This is a genomic window from Fulvimarina pelagi HTCC2506 (assembly GCF_000153705.1).
Lineage (GTDB): Bacteria > Pseudomonadota > Alphaproteobacteria > Rhizobiales > Rhizobiaceae > Fulvimarina > Fulvimarina pelagi.
This window is the reverse complement of sequence record NZ_DS022272.1, coordinates 870,464-886,668: the sequence shown is the minus strand read 5'-3', so window position 1 is coordinate 886,668 and position 16,205 is coordinate 870,464. Positions and strand designations below refer to the sequence as shown.

Sequence of the window (16,205 nt, the reverse complement as noted above, 5' to 3'; positions counted from 1 at the left end):
TAAAGGTTTGATATCAGAAGCTTACCAGGTAAATTTCAAGCTCGCATTACCGGCCAGAACTACATCGTCCCCAACTTTACCATTGAAGTAGGCGCCGTCCGAGATTTTCTGTTCTCCGTCGGTCCAATAGCCAACGAGGCCCCCGACGCGTAACTCCGCCCAATCTGCGCCCTTCAGCGAGACGCCGCCAGAAACGGTGTAGAGATCGGTGTAGGTCGTCTCCGCGCCGGTCGAGACGCCCCGGTCGTAGCCGAGTGAAATCGCACCCGAGACCATCTCGTTGAACGCACGGCCGATACCGACGGACGCCGTGTAGCCGTCGCGCCACTGATAAGGCTGATACGTCGAGGTAACCGTTCCGTCTGGGCTGATCAGACTATTAACGACCGCATTGTTGGTGCTCCAATCCGTCCACCTGAAGCTTCCGAGAAGAAGCGTGCCTTCTGCTATTCCGGTTTGTGCCTTTATTTCCAAATACTGCGGACTGGTGATGTCGCTCAAGGTTGCGGTAAACAGCCCCGCTTGATTGGCCTGCTGTATTTGCTGACTTGCCGCGGTTCCTGCTTGACTCACCAGGCTGTCAAAAAGGGGAATAGACGTTTGCTCGCCGCCGATCGCGACGAAAGCGCTGTTGTTCGCTGTAACGCTCGCAGAGCCGGTAATATTGTCATGCTCGACTTCTGAACGATACATAGCCTGAACACGAAGCGCGATCTCGGGAACCTCGTAGGCTGCGCCTATACGCCAGCCCGCGTCGTAGCCGCTATCCACTTCCGTTCTGACAAGAGTCGGCAATATGATCTGCATGCCATTGGCGAATGCACCATTGATTGCGGCTTGAGTTGGCGCCGGCAAGCCGGCGATTGCCGGAGCTACATTTGCATTTAGGCTTCGGAATCCTTGGGAACTTCCTTCGAAATTGAAGTCTTCAAAGAATATACCACCGAGAAGACTGAAGCGACCATAATCTGAATTATAACTTGCTCGACATGTACTACCGAATTCGTTTGAATCGAAATCGATTGTTCGTGTTCTTGAATAGGCAGTAGTGCCCTGGTTTAGCGCGAAGACGCGGTCGTCGTTGTCAGTGCTCTGCGTTGCCGAGTTTTGGAACGGCAGGCCGCCATCTGGAGAGCCGGTGTAATCAGCTTCCGCCGCGAAGGATCTCGTATAGTGGAGCGAACAGGCGAAGTTTTCACCGCCGACGGATACCGCGAGCGAGGGGATGTTATATTCCTGAACATATTCGCCGAAATCGCCGCTCTGACCGTTGATCGAGTCGAAGCCGCGTTGCGGATCGACATATGTCAGGCCCCAGCGCATGGATGTCGTGCCTGGCTCGAACAGAATGTCGGTGTCAGGCGTACCGCGCTGGAAACCGGCACCCATTGCCGAACTTCCGAGCAGCGTCGCGACCATCGCCCCGCCAAGAATCGATTTCGTGAAAGCCTTCATCTATTTCCCCCTAGGCGTATCGCCGTCTTGTCGGCTGCAACTGGCCTTAGACAAACGCTAACTCGAAAGGGAGGGTTACGAAATGGCGGCCGCGCGCGAGGCGCGACTTGAGTGTCATTTTGGACACGGGAAAGTGCGACATTTTGTTCGCATCGTCGTCGACCGGCGCGTTGAGGCTGACTTGTAGCTTACGGGTCGTTTTTTCGCCCATAGCGTGGCCCCTTCGTTTTCACCCGAGTCGTGCCAGAGCCGCCTTCAAACTCGTGGTTTCGGTGCCGTAGGCCTCGCTTTTCTCGCGCTCCGCGGCGACGATTTCATCTGGCGCGTTCGCGACAAACTTCGCATTCCCGAGCTTCTTCTCGATACGCGCGATCTCACCTTCGTTCTTCTGGATCGCCTTGGCGAGGCGCGACTTCTCAGCTGCGATGTCGATGACGCCGGCAAGAGGAATTGCAAATGTCACCCCGGCAACAACGAGTTGGGCGGACTGGGGTGGAACGCTCTCGGCGAACTGGATGGCCTCAAGACGGGCAAGGCGCGATAGCTGCGGCCCATGGCGCTTCAGGCGGTCGGCCGTCAGTGCATCCGGCGCGATGGCGGCTATCGTGACTTTCGCCGAGCCGGGGACGTTCATCTCCACTCGCACCGATCGGACCTGCCCGACGATGTCGATTAGCCAGTTGAGGTCGTCCGCAGACTCGGGCGCTTCGAAATCGAGGCTCGTCCAACTGGCGTGGCAGAGCAGCGTCGCACGCTCGCCGCTTGCGGTCTCGGCCCAGAGTTCCTCCGTGATGAAGGGCATGAAAGGGTGGAGCAGGACAAAGATGCGGTCGAGGACGAAGCCGGTCACGACGCGCACTTCGCCGGCTGCGTCGGCATCCTCCCCGTTCAGTGTCGGCTTGGTGAGCTCGACATACCAGTCGCAGAACAAATTCCAGACGAAGCGATAGAGAATCGCCGCCGCATCGTTGAAGCGATAGGCTTCGAGTGCGGCCGTCGCCTCCTTTTCAGCCTTGGAAAGTTCCGTGACGATCCAGCGATTGATGGGCAGCTGCAGCGAGGCGGGCTCAATGTCGACGCCATGCTTCGCCTCGTTCATTTGGGCAAATCGCGTCGCGTTCCAGAGCTTGGTGCAAAAGTTGCGATAGCCAGCGACCCGAGCCGGATCGAGCTTCACGTCCCGGCCCTGAACGGCGAGCGCGGCTAGGGTGAACCGCAGCGCGTCGGCGCCTACCTCTTCGATGAGGTCGAGCGGATCGATGCCGTTGCCCTTAGACTTCGACATCTTCTGCCCGAACTTGTCGCGCACGAGCGGGTGCATGTAGACCGTGTGGAACGGCTCCTTGCCGGTGAAATGCAGGCCCATCATCATCATCCGGGCGACCCAGAAGAAGATGATGTCGAAGGCCGTCGAGAGCACCGAGGTCGGATAGTATTTCTCCATCTCCGGCGTTTCATGCGGCCAGCCCATGGTGGAGAACGGCCAAAGCGCGGAGGAGAACCAGGTGTCGAGCACGTCTTCGTCTCGGACCAGTTCGACTTGAGACCCGTAATGACCTTCAGCCGCTCGGATCGCGTCGGCTTCCGTCCGCGCCACGAACACCTTGCCGTCCGGCCCATACCAAGCGGGAATTCGATGTCCCCACCAAAGCTGGCGCGAGATGCACCAGGGCTGGATGTCTTCCATCCAGCGGAAATAGGTGTTTTCCCACTGCTTCGGCACGAACTTCGTGCGCTCTTCCTTGACTGAAGTGATAGCCGGCTTGGCGAGCGTTTCGGCATCGACGAACCACTGGTCCGTCAGCATCGGCTCGATGACGACGCCGGAGCGATCGCCGAAAGGCTGCATGATCTTTTTCGCTTCGATCAGAGGCACGAGCGCGCGCTGCTCACCGCCCTCCTCCGGCGCGACCGGCGCGCTCACCGGACCTAGGCGCGGATCAGTCTCCGGCACCATGATCGCGTTGCCTTCCGCCGTAATGTCGGCGACGACGCGCTTGCGCGCCTCGAAGCGATCGAGACCGCGATATTCGTCCGGCACAAGGTTGATCGTATCGACATGTGCCGTGTCCGGAACCTTTCCGGAATCCCGCACGGCTTTCGCCATCTCGACTGCCTCGGCATAGGGCGTACCGTCGGCACGCAACGCGCCGTGTTCGTCCATCAACCGGTAAAGTGGGATATTGCCGCGTTTAGCGACGCCGTAGTCGTTGAAGTCGTGGGCGCCCGTAATCTTCACCGCGCCCGAACCGAAGGTCGGGTCCGGATATTCGTCGGTGATGATCGGGATCAGGCGGCGATGATCCTTGGGCCCGACCGGGATCTCGCAGAGTTTTCCGACGATCGGCGCATAGCGCTCGTCGGAAGGATGCACCGCGACCGCCCCGTCACCCAGCATCGTCTCAGGCCGGGTCGTCGCGATCGAGATATAGTCTCGTGTCTCGCGCAAGAGGACGTTCCCGTCTTCGTCCTTCTCGACATATTCGTAGGTTTCGCCGCCGGCCAGCGGGTATTTGAAGTGCCACATGTGGCCTTCGACTTCGCGGCTCTCCACCTCGAGGTCAGAGATCGAGGTCTGAAAGTGCGGGTCCCAGTTGACGAGCCGCTTATCCCTGTAGATCAGTCCTTCCTCGTAGAGCCGCACGAAGACTTCGAGCACGGCTTCCGAAAGCCCCTCGTCCATGGTGAAGCGCTCGCGCGACCAGTCGAGAGAGGCACCGAGGCGCTTCAACTGCTCGGATATCTTGCCGCCGCTTTCGGCCTTCCACTGCCAGATACGCTCAACGAACTTCTCGCGCCCCATCTCCCGACGCGTCTGGCTCTCGCCGCTTGCCGCCATCTGGCGCTCGACCACCATCTGCGTCGCGATCCCGGCATGGTCGGTTCCCGGCTGCCAAAGGACGTCTTTGCCGCGCATGCGCTCGAAGCGCACGAGAATGTCCTGGAGCGTGTTGTTCAGCGCATGGCCCATATGAAGAGAGCCAGTGACGTTCGGTGGCGGTATGACGATCGAGAAGGCCGGTGCGCCGTCTGTCTTGCCAGCACCTGCCTTGAAGGCCTCGGCTTCGGTCCAGCGGGCGGAAATGCGCGGCTCTATAGCCGCGGCTTCGTAGGTCTTGTCGATCATGAAATGTCCAGTCGCGCGCAGTCTCAGTGCGTTTGCAGCCGGGTTATGACCGAACGCGCTTGAGTGTCAACGCGCGAAGGGCGCGCCCAGCACGGACGCGCCCTTCAAGCTTGTCTCTCAATCGCAGCTTCGGATCAGGCCCGTTTGGGGCCCCGCGCCACGCGCTCGATCTCCTCGCGCACCAGCCGCTCGACAATTATCGGGAGATTGTCTTCAAGCCAGTCGCTCAGCATCGGCTGCAACATCTCGCGCACCGTTGCATCCATGCGCTGGGCCTGCTCGTCGCGCAGTACAGCGGCAAGTTCCGAGAACGATGCGCTGACCTTCGTCTCCGCATTATCGGAAATCAACGAAACGAGGGCGCCGCGGGTCGCCGCCTCGACAGTAGTTTCTAAAGACGTGGCTAGCACTTCATCGAGGCCGTCCTCTTCGACGCTCGACTGTTCCACGCTCGCCGTTTCTTTCGGTCGACCGGTCGCCGCGCTGATGGCTGTCTCAAGCGCCTTTTCAGCTTCCAGTTCACCCTCGGCAGGACGTTCAGGATAAGCCAGGCGCAGCTTCACAGCTTCGGCAGAGCTGACGCTCTCGGGCTGCAGGACCGGCTCGTCCATGAGCCCGGCATTCACGAGCAGCTCCGTCGCAAAGGCGGCCTCGTCGAACTCGTCCGAGAATACCTGCGTGTTTACTTCTGCCCCGGTGGCATCGCTTTCGTTGACTTCGTCAGCTTCTGCACCGTGCTGGCGGAAACCGCGGACCGCCTCCTCCAGCGAAGCGGCGCGCATGCGCGCGACGGAAACCGTCGCGAGTTCTTCCATCTGCGAGGCGACCTGACGCTCGACTTCCGAAGACTTGGCGCCGGCGAAAGGTGTCTTGCCTTCGTCATTGACGGCTTTGAGGCCAATCGGTCCGTTGCGCTGAGCATCTTCCAAAGCCGCATAAGCGCTCGATCGCGGCTTGGTCTCGGGCTGCACCGCGTCCAGGGCCTCCGGCGCATCACTGGCCGCCTCCCCTGCTGGACTTTCGGTCTCGGCACTGTCCGGGATCGGCATAAGCATGGGCGCTTGGTGATCTTGAGTCGGGGTCTCGCTATCGTCGCGGCCTTCGATGATGCGGCGGATCGATGCAAGGATCTCGTCCATCGTCGGTTCCTGGACCGGTAGAGCGTTCCCCATCACTTGGCTCCTCACGTGACAACCGCATCAAGGGATAGCGATCGAATCATGTGCGAAACCTACGGCTGCATGGGCCGAAAGTGAATCCACGAAGGTTATTTTTAAGGTTTTTCCCGAGGTTTCGCGGCCGGGTGACGCCGGGCCGCGATCGAGGGCGTTCGCCCTAGCGGCCGTCCGGCGTACGCAGGCCGTACCACTTGTCCTCGACTTCGACATAGTGATCGTTCGGATCGTATCTCTTGCCGGCGAGGCCGAGCGTGCCGGAGGAGAGTCGACCGATCGCCGAGAGCAATGCATAGCCCGCGACGACCTCGTCGCGCTGCGAGCCGACAAGCAGGATCCGGGCGGTGATCACGTCCGCTTGGGCATTCAGTACGTCGAGAGTGGTCCGCTGACCGACGTTCCGCTCTTCGATAACGCCGTTCAGCGCGAGCTGTGCGGCCTGAACCTGCGCGGAATAGCCAGCGATATTGGCGCGCGCAGCCTGAAGCTCGGCCCAGGACGTAGCAACCGCGGCCCGCACCTGATCGCGCGTGCCGTCGACCTCGATACGCCTCTGACCCAGCACTTCCTTCTGCTGGCGGACGACCGAAGAGGCCCTTCCACCCTGATAGATCGGGACGGTGAGCTGCGCACCGATGGTGGCGCTCAGTTGATTCTCATTGCTGCGCGAGCCGACGCCCGAAAAACTCGTCTGCGTATTGGTACTCACGCCAGGCAACCCGTTGAGGGTACGGCTCTCTGTGAAGGTGTTCGAGAACTGGGACGTGTTCGAGGTCGAGAAATCGTTCTGAACCGAGGCCTGCAATTCGACCGTCGGCAGCAGCGCACCTTCCGCAGATTTCACCTGGAAAGCCGCCGCGTCGACGGATGCGAGCGTTGCGCGTATCGCCGGGTGCTCTCGCTGTGAGATCTCGTAGGCACTCGTTACTGTGTTCGGTATCGCTCGCGGCACACTTGCAGGCTGTAAGTCGGTAGGCGCATCGCCGATGATGTCGAAATAGTTCGCTTCACTCGTCGCAACCTGTGCGAGCGCGCTGTTCAGGAGCGCGGTGGCGAGTGCCTGCTCTGATTCGGCCTGGCTCACATCGGTGCGGGTGCCCTCGCCGACCTCGAACCGCGCTCGCGCCGCGCGAACCTGTTCACTCAGGAAGCTTAAATTCTGCTGCCGGAGCGATGCGATCTGCCGATCCCGCAGTACGTTCATATAGGTGGATGCCGCATCGAACAGCGTGTTCTGCTCGATGTTCGAGAGGTTATGCTGCCCTGCCCTTACCTGCGCCTTCGCAGCTTCGACGTTGTTGGGCGTCTGGAAGCCATCGAAGAGCGTCTGGTTGAGCTGTATGCCGACCGTCGTCGACAGAACTTCCGTTTCCGTGTCGACCAAGCTCTTTTGATATTGCCGCGAACGCTGCGTCGTACCATTGCTGTTGAGACGCTGTCGGCTGCGTGAAATCGTATCGCGATCGTTGCTCAGTCGGCTCGCGGACGCACTGCCGATGCCCGTCACGAAGGGACGCATGCCTGCGCGAGCCTGGGTGACGTTTTCATCGGTTGCGCGGAGCTGTGCCCGCGAAGCATTGAGGTCCTGGCTATTCTGGTAGGCCTTCGCCAACGCGCCCTGCAGCGTCTCGGCATCCGCGATGGATGGGACGGAAAGAATGAGGGCGGCTGTCGCCAACGCTCTCAACATTGATCGTGCGAGCAATTGCTTCACTCCAGTCTTGGACCGCGCGAAGACGCGGGATCCGCCGGTCGGAACATCAACGCTCCCGGTACTCGGCATGCGGGCTCTAACTCATCACCCAGAACAGTGAATAATCAAGTGTCGGAATTGCCCGGAACGAAATTCGGACGTGAAGCGGCGCAAAAGTGCAACGCCCTTCGTCAGCGCGTTTAGGGTCGCTCAGAAGACGAACTCGGCCTTCTTAGAGAACCCGGGCAATGGCTTGATCGCACAGTTGAAGCCGAAGCGGTCGGAGACGATCCCCTCTTCGTCCTTGACGTAAAGCCGAGCTTGCGCCGAGAGGCCGCGTCCGATCACCGCGACGAGGCGTCCGCCCTTTTTGAGCTGATCGAGGAAGGTCTGCGGCAGCGTCTCGATGCAGCCCTCGAACAGGATTACGTCGTAGGGCGCCTCGTCAGGATATCCCTCAGCAAGTGGGCCCGTGACGACCGTGCAGGTGACGAAATCGTGCCTGTTGAGGATATCGGTCGCTGTTGCGGCGAGTTCCTCATCTTCTTCCAGCGCGACCACAGCACTTGCGAGACAGGACAGGATGGCTGCGCCGTAGCCCGAGCCGCAGCCGACGTCGAGAACAACGTCATCCCGGTCGATCGATGCGAGTTGGAGAAGCTTGGCAAGGGGCGAGGCTTCCATCAGAAAGCGGCCGTTACCGATAGGCATATCTTCATCGATATAGGCGAGCGGCCGCTTACCGGCTGGAACGAATTCTTCGCGCGGAACGGTCAGAAATGCACTAAGGATCGCGTGAGATGTCACATCCGTCGTTCTGATCTGGTTATCGACCAGTTTGATCCGGGCGTCCTTGAAATCCATGAGACCGCGATCCTTTTATCCGCCAGAGCCGGACGACCGGCTCAATACATCCCTTATTATCGAGGCCAAGCCATCGCAAGATAGGGGGTCGCCGGCATTTTTTGCCACGCGTTTTGGCGGATTGGCGCACCAACCCAATCCGCCTGTTTCAAGAGGACGAAAAGCAGAATCAATCACCACCAATCGATAGGCGCGCCCCTTGCGCTGCCCCGCTCGACTCAGTAGGTAGACGCCGCATGGGGCCTCGTGGCGGAGTGGTTACGCAGAGGACTGCAAATCCTTGCACGCCGGTTCGATTCCGGCCGAGGCCTCCATTCGCTATGCCGGTTGTTGATATTGCTAGGCGTTTTACGATACTTGATATACTGAACGCCACGGCCGCGCGAAGGTGTATCATTTCTGTTCTCTAAATCTTCTGCCGCTTTCGGCTCGTGTATTAGCGTGCGCGGGTCTCACTGAAGTGGGGCTGTGATGGTTTGGTAACTCGCACCGAAACGCCGTCAGTGGTGCCGATATCGCTCTGAACGGTTGCAGGCGGATGCCACCTAAACATTGTCTGCGCAATGAACTTAAAATCCGAACGCCTCTTCGACGATCGGACGTTCCGAATTCTGACCGCCGTTAGCGATCGACGAAGTTCGAGCCGCCATTCATCGACCAAAGTAGATCGCGCTCAGCAGCGTCTATCAGCCAATCGGCACCCTCTGCGCTCAAGTGATTGGAGTCTGTATAGTAAACCTGATCTTGCCCGTGCGTTTCGCAAAATCCGTCGTCCCGACAGAACACCTTGTGTGGGAAAATCGCTCGAAATTGCGGATTCTCCGCATAGTCCTGAGCTAGTGCCAAAACTGTCGAACTTCTCGTCAGGTAGCTCTGGACTGGATATCGATATGGCAATGAGTTCGAGGAGTATCGATTGCGAATTTCAGCTGGAACACGGCCAGGGGCATCCGGCACCGGCAGAATGAGTGTGACATTCAATCCCATACCCAGCAACCGATCGATTGTCTGTCGTTGCAGGCGATCGACCGCCTCAAGACGAGCACGGTGACCATCGACGGGTTCCAGCGGATAGACGGCCAGACTCTCCGACGGCACGGCGGCGGCCTCACTCATCCCGCTAATATAGGCTGAGCGGTAGTCTGAAATGATAACCGACTGAACAGTGGAGTCGGCTAATCGGTCTAGAACTTCTTCAATGAATCGTGGGCAGTCCCTTGGATAACCAATCCGGCGCACCTGCTCGATGAAAGGGCACCCTGCCAAGATATATACGAACGCGGAGACATGCTCTTCTGCAAGGCGTTCCTGAATTGATTGGGTTAGGGTGTGTGCATGACTGTCGCCGAGGATAGCAACGGTGGGTGTCACATCTTGATCACCGATTATACAGATGTCGTTGAGATCGTTAATGAGGCAGGGTGTTCCATTGATCTGGGCGATACCACGTTTGGGTTCATAAAGGAGTGCCGAGGAGGTTGAAGCGAGGCGAGAGTATTGGGTCCACATACCCAAGCCGCAAGCCACAAGCATTATCAGTGTAGGCGCTGCCCAGCGACCAAGATCGAAGCCGCCGACAGGTTGTCTCGCTTCTCTGATCGGCTTCTCAATGAAATGAAGACTAAAGTATGATAAGATCAGAAGAGCCGGCGAACACAATACTAGAGTAAGGAGCGAAGGCTCAGAGTTCAGCGCGTCGCGCAAGAAAGCAAGTATTGGTTGGTGCCACAGGTAAATCGAATAAGATGCCCCACCAATTGACACGAGCGGCGCGAGTGACAGTGCACGAGACACAAAATTTGGACGATGGCCGCCCCAGATGAGCAGCGCAGTCGCTGCAACTGGAAACAGCGTCATGGGTCCTGGATGGTACGTGGCTTCTGTGAAGAGATTGGCAGAAGAAAGCAGTATCAAGAGGCTTAGTGCAGGCAGTAGCCATGGCAGCACCTGATATTTCTGCGAGCGGTATCGTTCGCTCAACGCCAGGATTGCGCCGACGCCAAACTCCCAGAAGCGTGTTACAGGCAAATAGAAAGAAGCTTCTTTGCTGATGCCGGTCAAAACGACAGCAAGCACAAAAGACACCAATGAAAGAATGGAAATCGCTAGGAGCGCAGCGAGATTTCTCTTCCGCAACGTTAGCATAAGAATAACGGGGAAGACCAGATAAAACTGCGCCTCTACTCCGAGGCTCCATGTATGAATGAGTGGATTAAGCCAGCTCTGGTCGACCAAGTAAGGGTCGGTAAAGCTGTATAAGATGTTCGAAACAAACAGTAGCGAGGCGGCCGCGTTACCGGAAAAATCTCCAAAAGCCGTTGGATGCAGCAAATACCAGGCAACCGGAGAGGCTGCGCAGAGAACGAGGATCAATGCCGGAAGCAGGCGACGGCAGCGACGGAGATAAAAGGTCGTCAGCCGGAATCTGCCCTCGGTTATCGCAGGTGCTGTTCCCCGTGTGATCACGTACCCCGAGATAACGAAGAAAACGTCCACTCCGATGTAACCGCCCTGCACCCAGGGAGTATGGATGTGAAACAGGATCACAAGAACAACGGCCAGGGCGCGGAGGCCGTCCACGTCGGCGCGATAAGAAGTGTCAGGGGGCATGGTCGTCCATGGGCACTATTCCACTGAACCTGTCGATATGAATTTCGGCGTTCTGAGGGCACACGGCGATAGTCTCAGCCTAGTCCGTAGGAGCATGTTGTCCTCTGCAGACCACGCGCTCACTTTAGGGATGAGATGGCTAGGCAAAAAGAGGAAGATGGGTCGATGCTTTCGGGCGACGCATTCCCGACCGATATGACCGCCTTTTCCGAGTTCCATCAGACGGTCGAGCGTGTAGGTATGGAAGGTTTCATCGAAGACAGGCCCTTCTACCTAAACTGACCTCGGCCCTCGGGCGCTTGATTAATCCCCCGCCTATGCCATCGAGACGTCTGCGAGACCCTCTCGAAGTACGTGGTGCGTTCTTCACTCAGCCGGTCCGTGCTGAGGATGGCCGCTAGCCGCCATCACCTTCGGCGTCCTTCTTCGCGCCCTTCGCCACCACATGCAGCGTCCCGTCCGCCAGCGGCCGCTGCAACTCCTTCGCCTCGTCCCATTGCGCCCGCAGCCAGGTATCGATCTCGTTCATCTCGGTCAGGATCACCGGCATCGTCTTCGGGTGGATCGCTCCGACTTCGGCGTTCGCATCGCAGGTGAGGAAGCCGTAGAGGTCGGCGTTCACTTCACCCTCCTTCACCTTCCATACGCTCGTCCAGTTCGTCCAGATGCCCGCGAAGACGGCAAGCGGGCGCTTCTCGGAGAGCGAGAACCAGACCGGCACTTTCTTCCCGTCAACGCTTTCATACTCGCTGAACGAGGTGAACGGCACGACGCAGCGATGTTCCGGCGACAGCCAGCGCCGCCAGTGCGGGCTCTTTGTGTTGCGAATGTTCGTGACGCCGGGATCCGTCTTGCGGCCCTTCAGCACGAACTTCGGCGACGGCATGCCCCAGCGCATCATCGTCAGCTCGCGATCGCCGTACTCGCCGTTTCGCATCACCGGCGCTTCCATGTCCGGAAAGACGCCGGGCAGGCTCGGCAGGTTGCCCGTGCGATCAGTCATCGCCCTGGTGAACTGCCGGATCGCCACCTGGCCCTTGGTGATGGAATAGAGATTGCACATCGCAGGGATTCCGAGATCTACAGCAGTTCCTCGCGTCATATTGGGCGACGGATCGTCGAGACCCGCACCAGCCCGCCGGACGATCACGCTCTGCCGCTCCTGCCCCGTCAGCGGCGGCGTGTCGATCTCGACATAGTCTCTCCAGCCGCAAACCTCGTATATCAGCCGGCGCCGCAGCCGGTCGACTTCCCGGTCGCCCGCGAGGACGACAAGGTCCTCAAGGCGGAAAAAGAGCGATCCCGTCCGGCAGTAATTGCATCGCAGGCGCACGAGGTGGCCGAGCTGGCCGGGGCGGCTAAACATCAGTCCTCGGTTGTGGCGCGGCAAGCTCATGGAGAACGGATAAGGAACGCCAACGCGATTCGACAAGCGGTCGGGCAGGTTACGCGAATATTTCGGCCTCTTGCGGCGACTTGCGCCTCGCTAATACGGCCTTGATCGAGAAGAGTGCCAAATTCAGATGGGTTGATCGCGCCGACCACGTATTCGATGCCAAGCTATCAGGTCAGAACTCCGTCGATCGCATGTAGGAATTTGCGAAGCTCTATCGTCTCGATGAGAGCGCCTTTAGCGGCCGCTCTTCTCGGTCTGCATCCATCACCACCATGAGCAAGACGGGCGTAGCGGTTGAGCGAATACGGAAAGCCGTTCTCAATCAAGAGACCCGGCCAACGCTTTCGCAAGTCGTGCAACGAAGCCGGCCTGAACCATTGCTCGGCCCGTCGCCTGAGGAAGGCAGGCGCCGCAATCGCCGCCAAGAACGGCGCCAACGAAGAGGATCTGAAGGCTCTTTTCGGTTGGGAGAACGCTAATGAAGCTAACCTCTACACTCGCAAGGCAAGCCAGAAGATCATCGCCCGCCGCACAATCTTACTGATCGATTTTAACGTGAGCGTCCTCGGCCTAATCGAGGGCTAGAGAAAGTGTATCACCGCAGCGGACAAGTGATTGATCGAATCGAAATCAAAATCTAAAACAGTTGACCACAAAGCATTGCTTCTGATAGCTCGACGATCTTATACCGAGGCCCCCACTCATTTTTCCGGCTACTTTGAACGAATTGTATTCGCTGTCGTGAGACGGCACTTTGGGTTCGGCGGCGCCGATCTCGCGACAGGACCGACAGTCTACATTGCTTTGCGCGAGCGCATTCGAGGTGGCGTTTGTCTTACACGCGTTGGTGCAGCGCTCGACACCTGCCTGGCGTATCACGAATCACGCAACTGCCCGGCGTCATGCGCACGGCAGCCAAAGTCGTTAAAGCGACTGTGGTCGAACCCTGCCGCACAGATCATCCGCACTCGTGGCCGTCCGTTCCCAGGAAGCGTATTGCCCGAACGTGCGGCGTGGTCATCAGCTAAGCCTCATTAACATTTGCGACGTCAGTCCAAATGGGCTCGATTTTGACCATAGGTTGAATCAGCGGTGGTCGTGACGACGGGCACGGGGAGATGAGAGGCGAACTTTTCGCAACTCCATTGTCAGGACGCTTCAGGTCGACCGAAGCGATGCCGAGTACAGGATGGGATCGAGAAGAACGCCGAGGACCACTTCAAGCGCGCGTTTGCCGTTCCTGCGCACGTTTCGTTTTCCACTCACGATAACGGCGCGTCGCCCAGACATCTGAGCGGCGGCGCAGTCGGCGTACAACAGGAAGATCGATTGACAGGACAATCAGTCCGAGCGGGACCATCCAGATGCCGAGAACAGGAAGGAACCCGAACAGGCCGCCGATCACCAGCAACGTGCCGATGGAAATGCGAAGCCAGCGATTCTGCGGCAGGTCGAAATTGCGGCCGAACAGGCGCATCGACTGCTTCTGTCCCGCGACGTCTGGCTCGCTGCTCGCAAAGGCTTCACCTATAGGGGCATCCGCTATGTGCCGTCCCTCGTCTTCGATCCGATCCGTCCGATTATCCATACGTCTCTGTCCAGGTGTCGTCTCACAGGGTAACACGGCGCGAAGAAAAGAGTTCTCTGGCCAAACGTTTTAGATAGGCACTAAGGCTAGGAATTTTTCGCGAAGAAGCGCTTGGCAAGCCGCCCGGCACTTTGCTATAGCCTCCGCAGCCGTCCCCGGAGCTTTTGCACGGGCTTCGGCACGTTCCCCGGTAGCTCAGTGGTAGAGCACTCGACTGTTAATCGATCGGTCGCTGGTTCGAATCCGGCCCGGGGAGCCACTTCTTTTCAATTATGCGATTTCAGTCGCTTTCGGCCACGCAGAGATTGTTCGCCAGGCGAGCGTGAATGCAAACCGAACCCAGAATTTTGATCATTGTACTGCTGCCTTTCTCGGCGAATGATTCTTTTTCGTGAAACCCTACCCATTCAGGAGCTCGGCTAACCTCACGGCCTGTACCCGCTTCGTTTCTGAAGACCGGATCGTCCGATCACCTCCGCTACGCAAAGCTTAGGCTCGGTCTGCGGCATACCGTCCCGCGCCCGGCTTCCAACCGATCTCCAGCGTCACACATTCATCGACGACAGCGAAACGGAGACGGATCGAGACCCAATGGCAAGATCAAAAGCGCCTAAGAGCGAAACCGCAGATCAGGAGACCGGCCCGATCGTCGTCTGGCTCCGTGACGATCTGAGGCTCGACGACAATCCGGCGCTCGCGCTCGCGGCCGAGACCAATCGGCCAATCGTTCCGCTTGTGGTGCTCGACGAGGAGTCGGACGGGGTCCGCGCGCTCGGCGGCGCGCATAAGTGGTGGCTGCATCATTCGCTCGAAAGCTTCGCGAGTTCTCTGCGTGGCAAGGGCTCCCGGCTGACGCTACGGCGCGGTAAGGCCAAAGACCAAGTCCTCGATGTCATCGAGAAAACAGGTGCCAGCGCGCTTTTCTTCAACCGGCGTTACGACCAGGCGTCACGCGCGGTGGACGATGCAATCGGAGAAGCGCTTGGCGACCAGGTCTCAGTCGAACGCTTCACCGCCAATCTCCTGCACGACCCGGAAAACGTCGAGACGACGTCGGGCGGATATTACAAGGTTTTTACCCCATTCTGGCGAAAGGTTTCGGAGAGTGGGCCTCGCGACCCGATCGATCCGCCTGACGGCTTGAAGCAACCGGACACTTTTCCGCAATCGGACGATCTGGAGGACTGGGAGCTGTTGCCGACCAAACCGGACTGGTCCGGCGGTATCGCTGACTTCTGGACACCGGGCGAAAAGGCTGCTCACGACCGTTTCGAGACATTCTGCGACGATCTTCTGTCGGACTATCACAAGGGTCGCGAGCGGCCATATGCTGACGACACGTCGCGCATGTCGCCATATTTAAGGTGGGGTGAAATCTCACCCTATCGCCTTTGGCACACGGCTCAAGCCTATGCGAACCGCCGCAAGACAGTGCCGGACGAAGCGATCCGGACGTTCCTTCAGGAACTCGTCTGGAGGGACTTCAACTATCACCTTCTCTTTCACTTCGGACCACTTGCAGACAAAAACTTCAACGACCGCTTCGATAATTTCTCCTGGCGCTCGTCGAAGAAGGACCTGAAGGCTTGGCAAAATGGGTTGACCGGCTACCCGATCGTCGATGCCGGCATGCGCCAACTCTGGAAGACGGGCTGGATGCACAACCGTGTTCGTATGATCGTCGGTTCCTTTCTTACGAAGGACCTTCTGATCGACTGGCGCGATGGCGAGCGCTGGTTTTGGGATACGCTGGTCGATGGCGACATCGCCTCGAACACAGCCCAATGGCAATGGATCGGCGGGGCTGGGGCCGACGCCCAACCCTTCTTCCGCATCTTCAACCCCATCACTCAGAGCGAGCGGTTCGATAAGAACGGTGCTTATATCCGTCAGTTCGTGCCGGAACTGAAAGAGATGCCGGACAAGCACATCCACGCTCCCTGGAAAGCCGATAAGGACGTTTTGGAGAAGGCGGGAGTGAAGCTTGGCGAGACCTATCCCGAGCCGCTCGTCGACCATTCGGAAGCGCGCGACAGGGCACTTTCGGCCTATGACGAGGTAAAGGGGTAGCCTACAACGGTACTGCTATAGACAGGCTGAAGCACAATCGCCGGCCAAGGACGCCTCCCTGTACCGCAGCGGCGCGAATGCACCGTAGCTGGTCTGATTGGCTTTGTCTCGATGGCTGGAAAAGCGCTCTCGACCGCCTAGTCGTTCTAGAAGAAAAAACTTCCGGCTGATCCGCAGTTGAAAATCCACACCACCGTTATTAGAAACGCCTACGATGAGCTCTTTCA

Annotated in this window: 10 protein-coding genes and 2 tRNA genes; 4 read left to right on the top strand and 8 right to left on the bottom strand. The window is 58.6% G+C overall.

Annotation, left to right across the window (positions count from 1 at the left end; genetic code table 11):
* Positions 1-21: 21 nt before the first annotated feature.
* The 5 genes from FP2506_RS04060 to FP2506_RS04040 form a co-directional block, all read right to left on the bottom strand.
* Complete coding sequence (locus tag FP2506_RS04060) at positions 22-1,455, bottom strand: hypothetical protein (RefSeq protein WP_007066124.1); 1,434 nt, start codon at positions 1,453-1,455, stop codon at positions 22-24.
* A 229-nt stretch (positions 1,456-1,684) separates the two neighbouring features.
* Positions 1,685-4,582 carry a valine--tRNA ligase gene (locus FP2506_RS04055; RefSeq protein WP_007066122.1) on the bottom strand — a complete coding sequence of 966 codons (2,898 nt, stop codon included), beginning with the start codon at positions 4,580-4,582 and terminating at the stop codon, positions 1,685-1,687.
* 134 nt (positions 4,583-4,716) lie between these two features.
* Positions 4,717-5,754, bottom strand: a complete 1,038-nt coding sequence (locus FP2506_RS04050) for a PopZ family protein (RefSeq protein WP_007066121.1) — start codon at positions 5,752-5,754, stop codon at positions 4,717-4,719.
* A 163-nt stretch (positions 5,755-5,917) separates the two neighbouring features.
* A complete protein-coding gene (locus tag FP2506_RS04045; RefSeq protein ID WP_040488896.1) occupies positions 5,918-7,447 on the bottom strand; it encodes a TolC family outer membrane protein in 1,530 nt (509 codons plus the stop codon).
* Positions 7,448-7,660: 213 nt separating this feature from the next.
* Positions 7,661-8,314, bottom strand: coding sequence for a protein-L-isoaspartate O-methyltransferase family protein (locus FP2506_RS04040; RefSeq protein ID WP_007066119.1), 654 nt, complete (start codon positions 8,312-8,314; stop codon positions 7,661-7,663).
* 240 nt (positions 8,315-8,554) lie between these two features.
* Between FP2506_RS04040 and FP2506_RS04035 the strand changes: the two genes are divergently transcribed.
* Positions 8,555-8,628: transfer RNA gene (locus FP2506_RS04035), tRNA-Cys, on the top strand.
* Positions 8,629-8,935: 307 nt separating this feature from the next.
* Here the strand turns inward: FP2506_RS04035 and FP2506_RS17880 are convergent.
* Positions 8,936-10,924, bottom strand: a complete 1,989-nt coding sequence (locus FP2506_RS17880) for an acyltransferase family protein (protein WP_007066118.1) — start codon at positions 10,922-10,924, stop codon at positions 8,936-8,938.
* A gap of 397 nt (positions 10,925-11,321) precedes the next feature.
* A complete protein-coding gene (locus FP2506_RS04025) occupies positions 11,322-11,987 on the bottom strand; it encodes an SOS response-associated peptidase (RefSeq protein ID WP_187289073.1) in 666 nt (221 codons plus the stop codon).
* Positions 11,988-12,614: 627 nt separating this feature from the next.
* Here FP2506_RS04025 and FP2506_RS04020 point away from each other — a divergent pair.
* Complete coding sequence (locus FP2506_RS04020) at positions 12,615-12,905, top strand: tyrosine-type recombinase/integrase (protein WP_007066115.1); 291 nt, start codon at positions 12,615-12,617, stop codon at positions 12,903-12,905.
* A gap of 634 nt (positions 12,906-13,539) precedes the next feature.
* Here the strand turns inward: FP2506_RS04020 and FP2506_RS04015 are convergent.
* On the bottom strand, positions 13,540-13,797 hold the full coding sequence (locus FP2506_RS04015) for a hypothetical protein (protein WP_050765119.1): 258 nt from the start codon (positions 13,795-13,797) through the stop codon (positions 13,540-13,542).
* 295 nt (positions 13,798-14,092) lie between these two features.
* Between FP2506_RS04015 and FP2506_RS04010 the strand changes: the two genes are divergently transcribed.
* Together FP2506_RS04010 and FP2506_RS04005 are read left to right on the top strand one after the other, a co-directional pair.
* Positions 14,093-14,167: transfer RNA gene (locus FP2506_RS04010), tRNA-Asn, on the top strand.
* Between the two features lie 332 nt (positions 14,168-14,499).
* Positions 14,500-15,978, top strand: a complete 1,479-nt coding sequence (locus FP2506_RS04005) for a cryptochrome/photolyase family protein (RefSeq protein ID WP_007066113.1) — start codon at positions 14,500-14,502, stop codon at positions 15,976-15,978.
* The last annotated feature ends 227 nt before the right edge of the window (positions 15,979-16,205 follow it).

Excerpts from the sequence above, each read along its gene's own strand:
- FP2506_RS04015 (WP_050765119.1), bottom strand. The coding sequence starts at position 13,797 with ATGCGCCTGTTCGGCCGCAATTTCGACCTGCCGCAGAATCGCTGGCTT.
- FP2506_RS04005 (WP_007066113.1), top strand. The coding sequence starts at position 14,500 with ATGGCAAGATCAAAAGCGCCTAAGAGCGAAACCGCAGATCAGGAGACC.
- FP2506_RS04060 (WP_007066124.1), bottom strand. The coding sequence starts at position 1,455 with ATGAAGGCTTTCACGAAATCGATTCTTGGCGGGGCGATGGTCGCGACG.
- FP2506_RS04050 (WP_007066121.1), bottom strand. The coding sequence starts at position 5,754 with ATGGGGAACGCTCTACCGGTCCAGGAACCGACGATGGACGAGATCCTT.
- FP2506_RS04025 (WP_187289073.1), bottom strand. The coding sequence starts at position 11,987 with ATGTGCAATCTCTATTCCATCACCAAGGGCCAGGTGGCGATCCGGCAG.
- FP2506_RS17880 (WP_007066118.1), bottom strand. The coding sequence starts at position 10,924 with ATGCCCCCTGACACTTCTTATCGCGCCGACGTGGACGGCCTCCGCGCC.
- FP2506_RS04040 (WP_007066119.1), bottom strand. The coding sequence starts at position 8,314 with ATGGATTTCAAGGACGCCCGGATCAAACTGGTCGATAACCAGATCAGA.
- FP2506_RS04045 (WP_040488896.1), bottom strand. The coding sequence starts at position 7,447 with ATGTTGAGAGCGTTGGCGACAGCCGCCCTCATTCTTTCCGTCCCATCC.
- FP2506_RS04055 (WP_007066122.1), bottom strand. The coding sequence starts at position 4,582 with ATGATCGACAAGACCTACGAAGCCGCGGCTATAGAGCCGCGCATTTCC.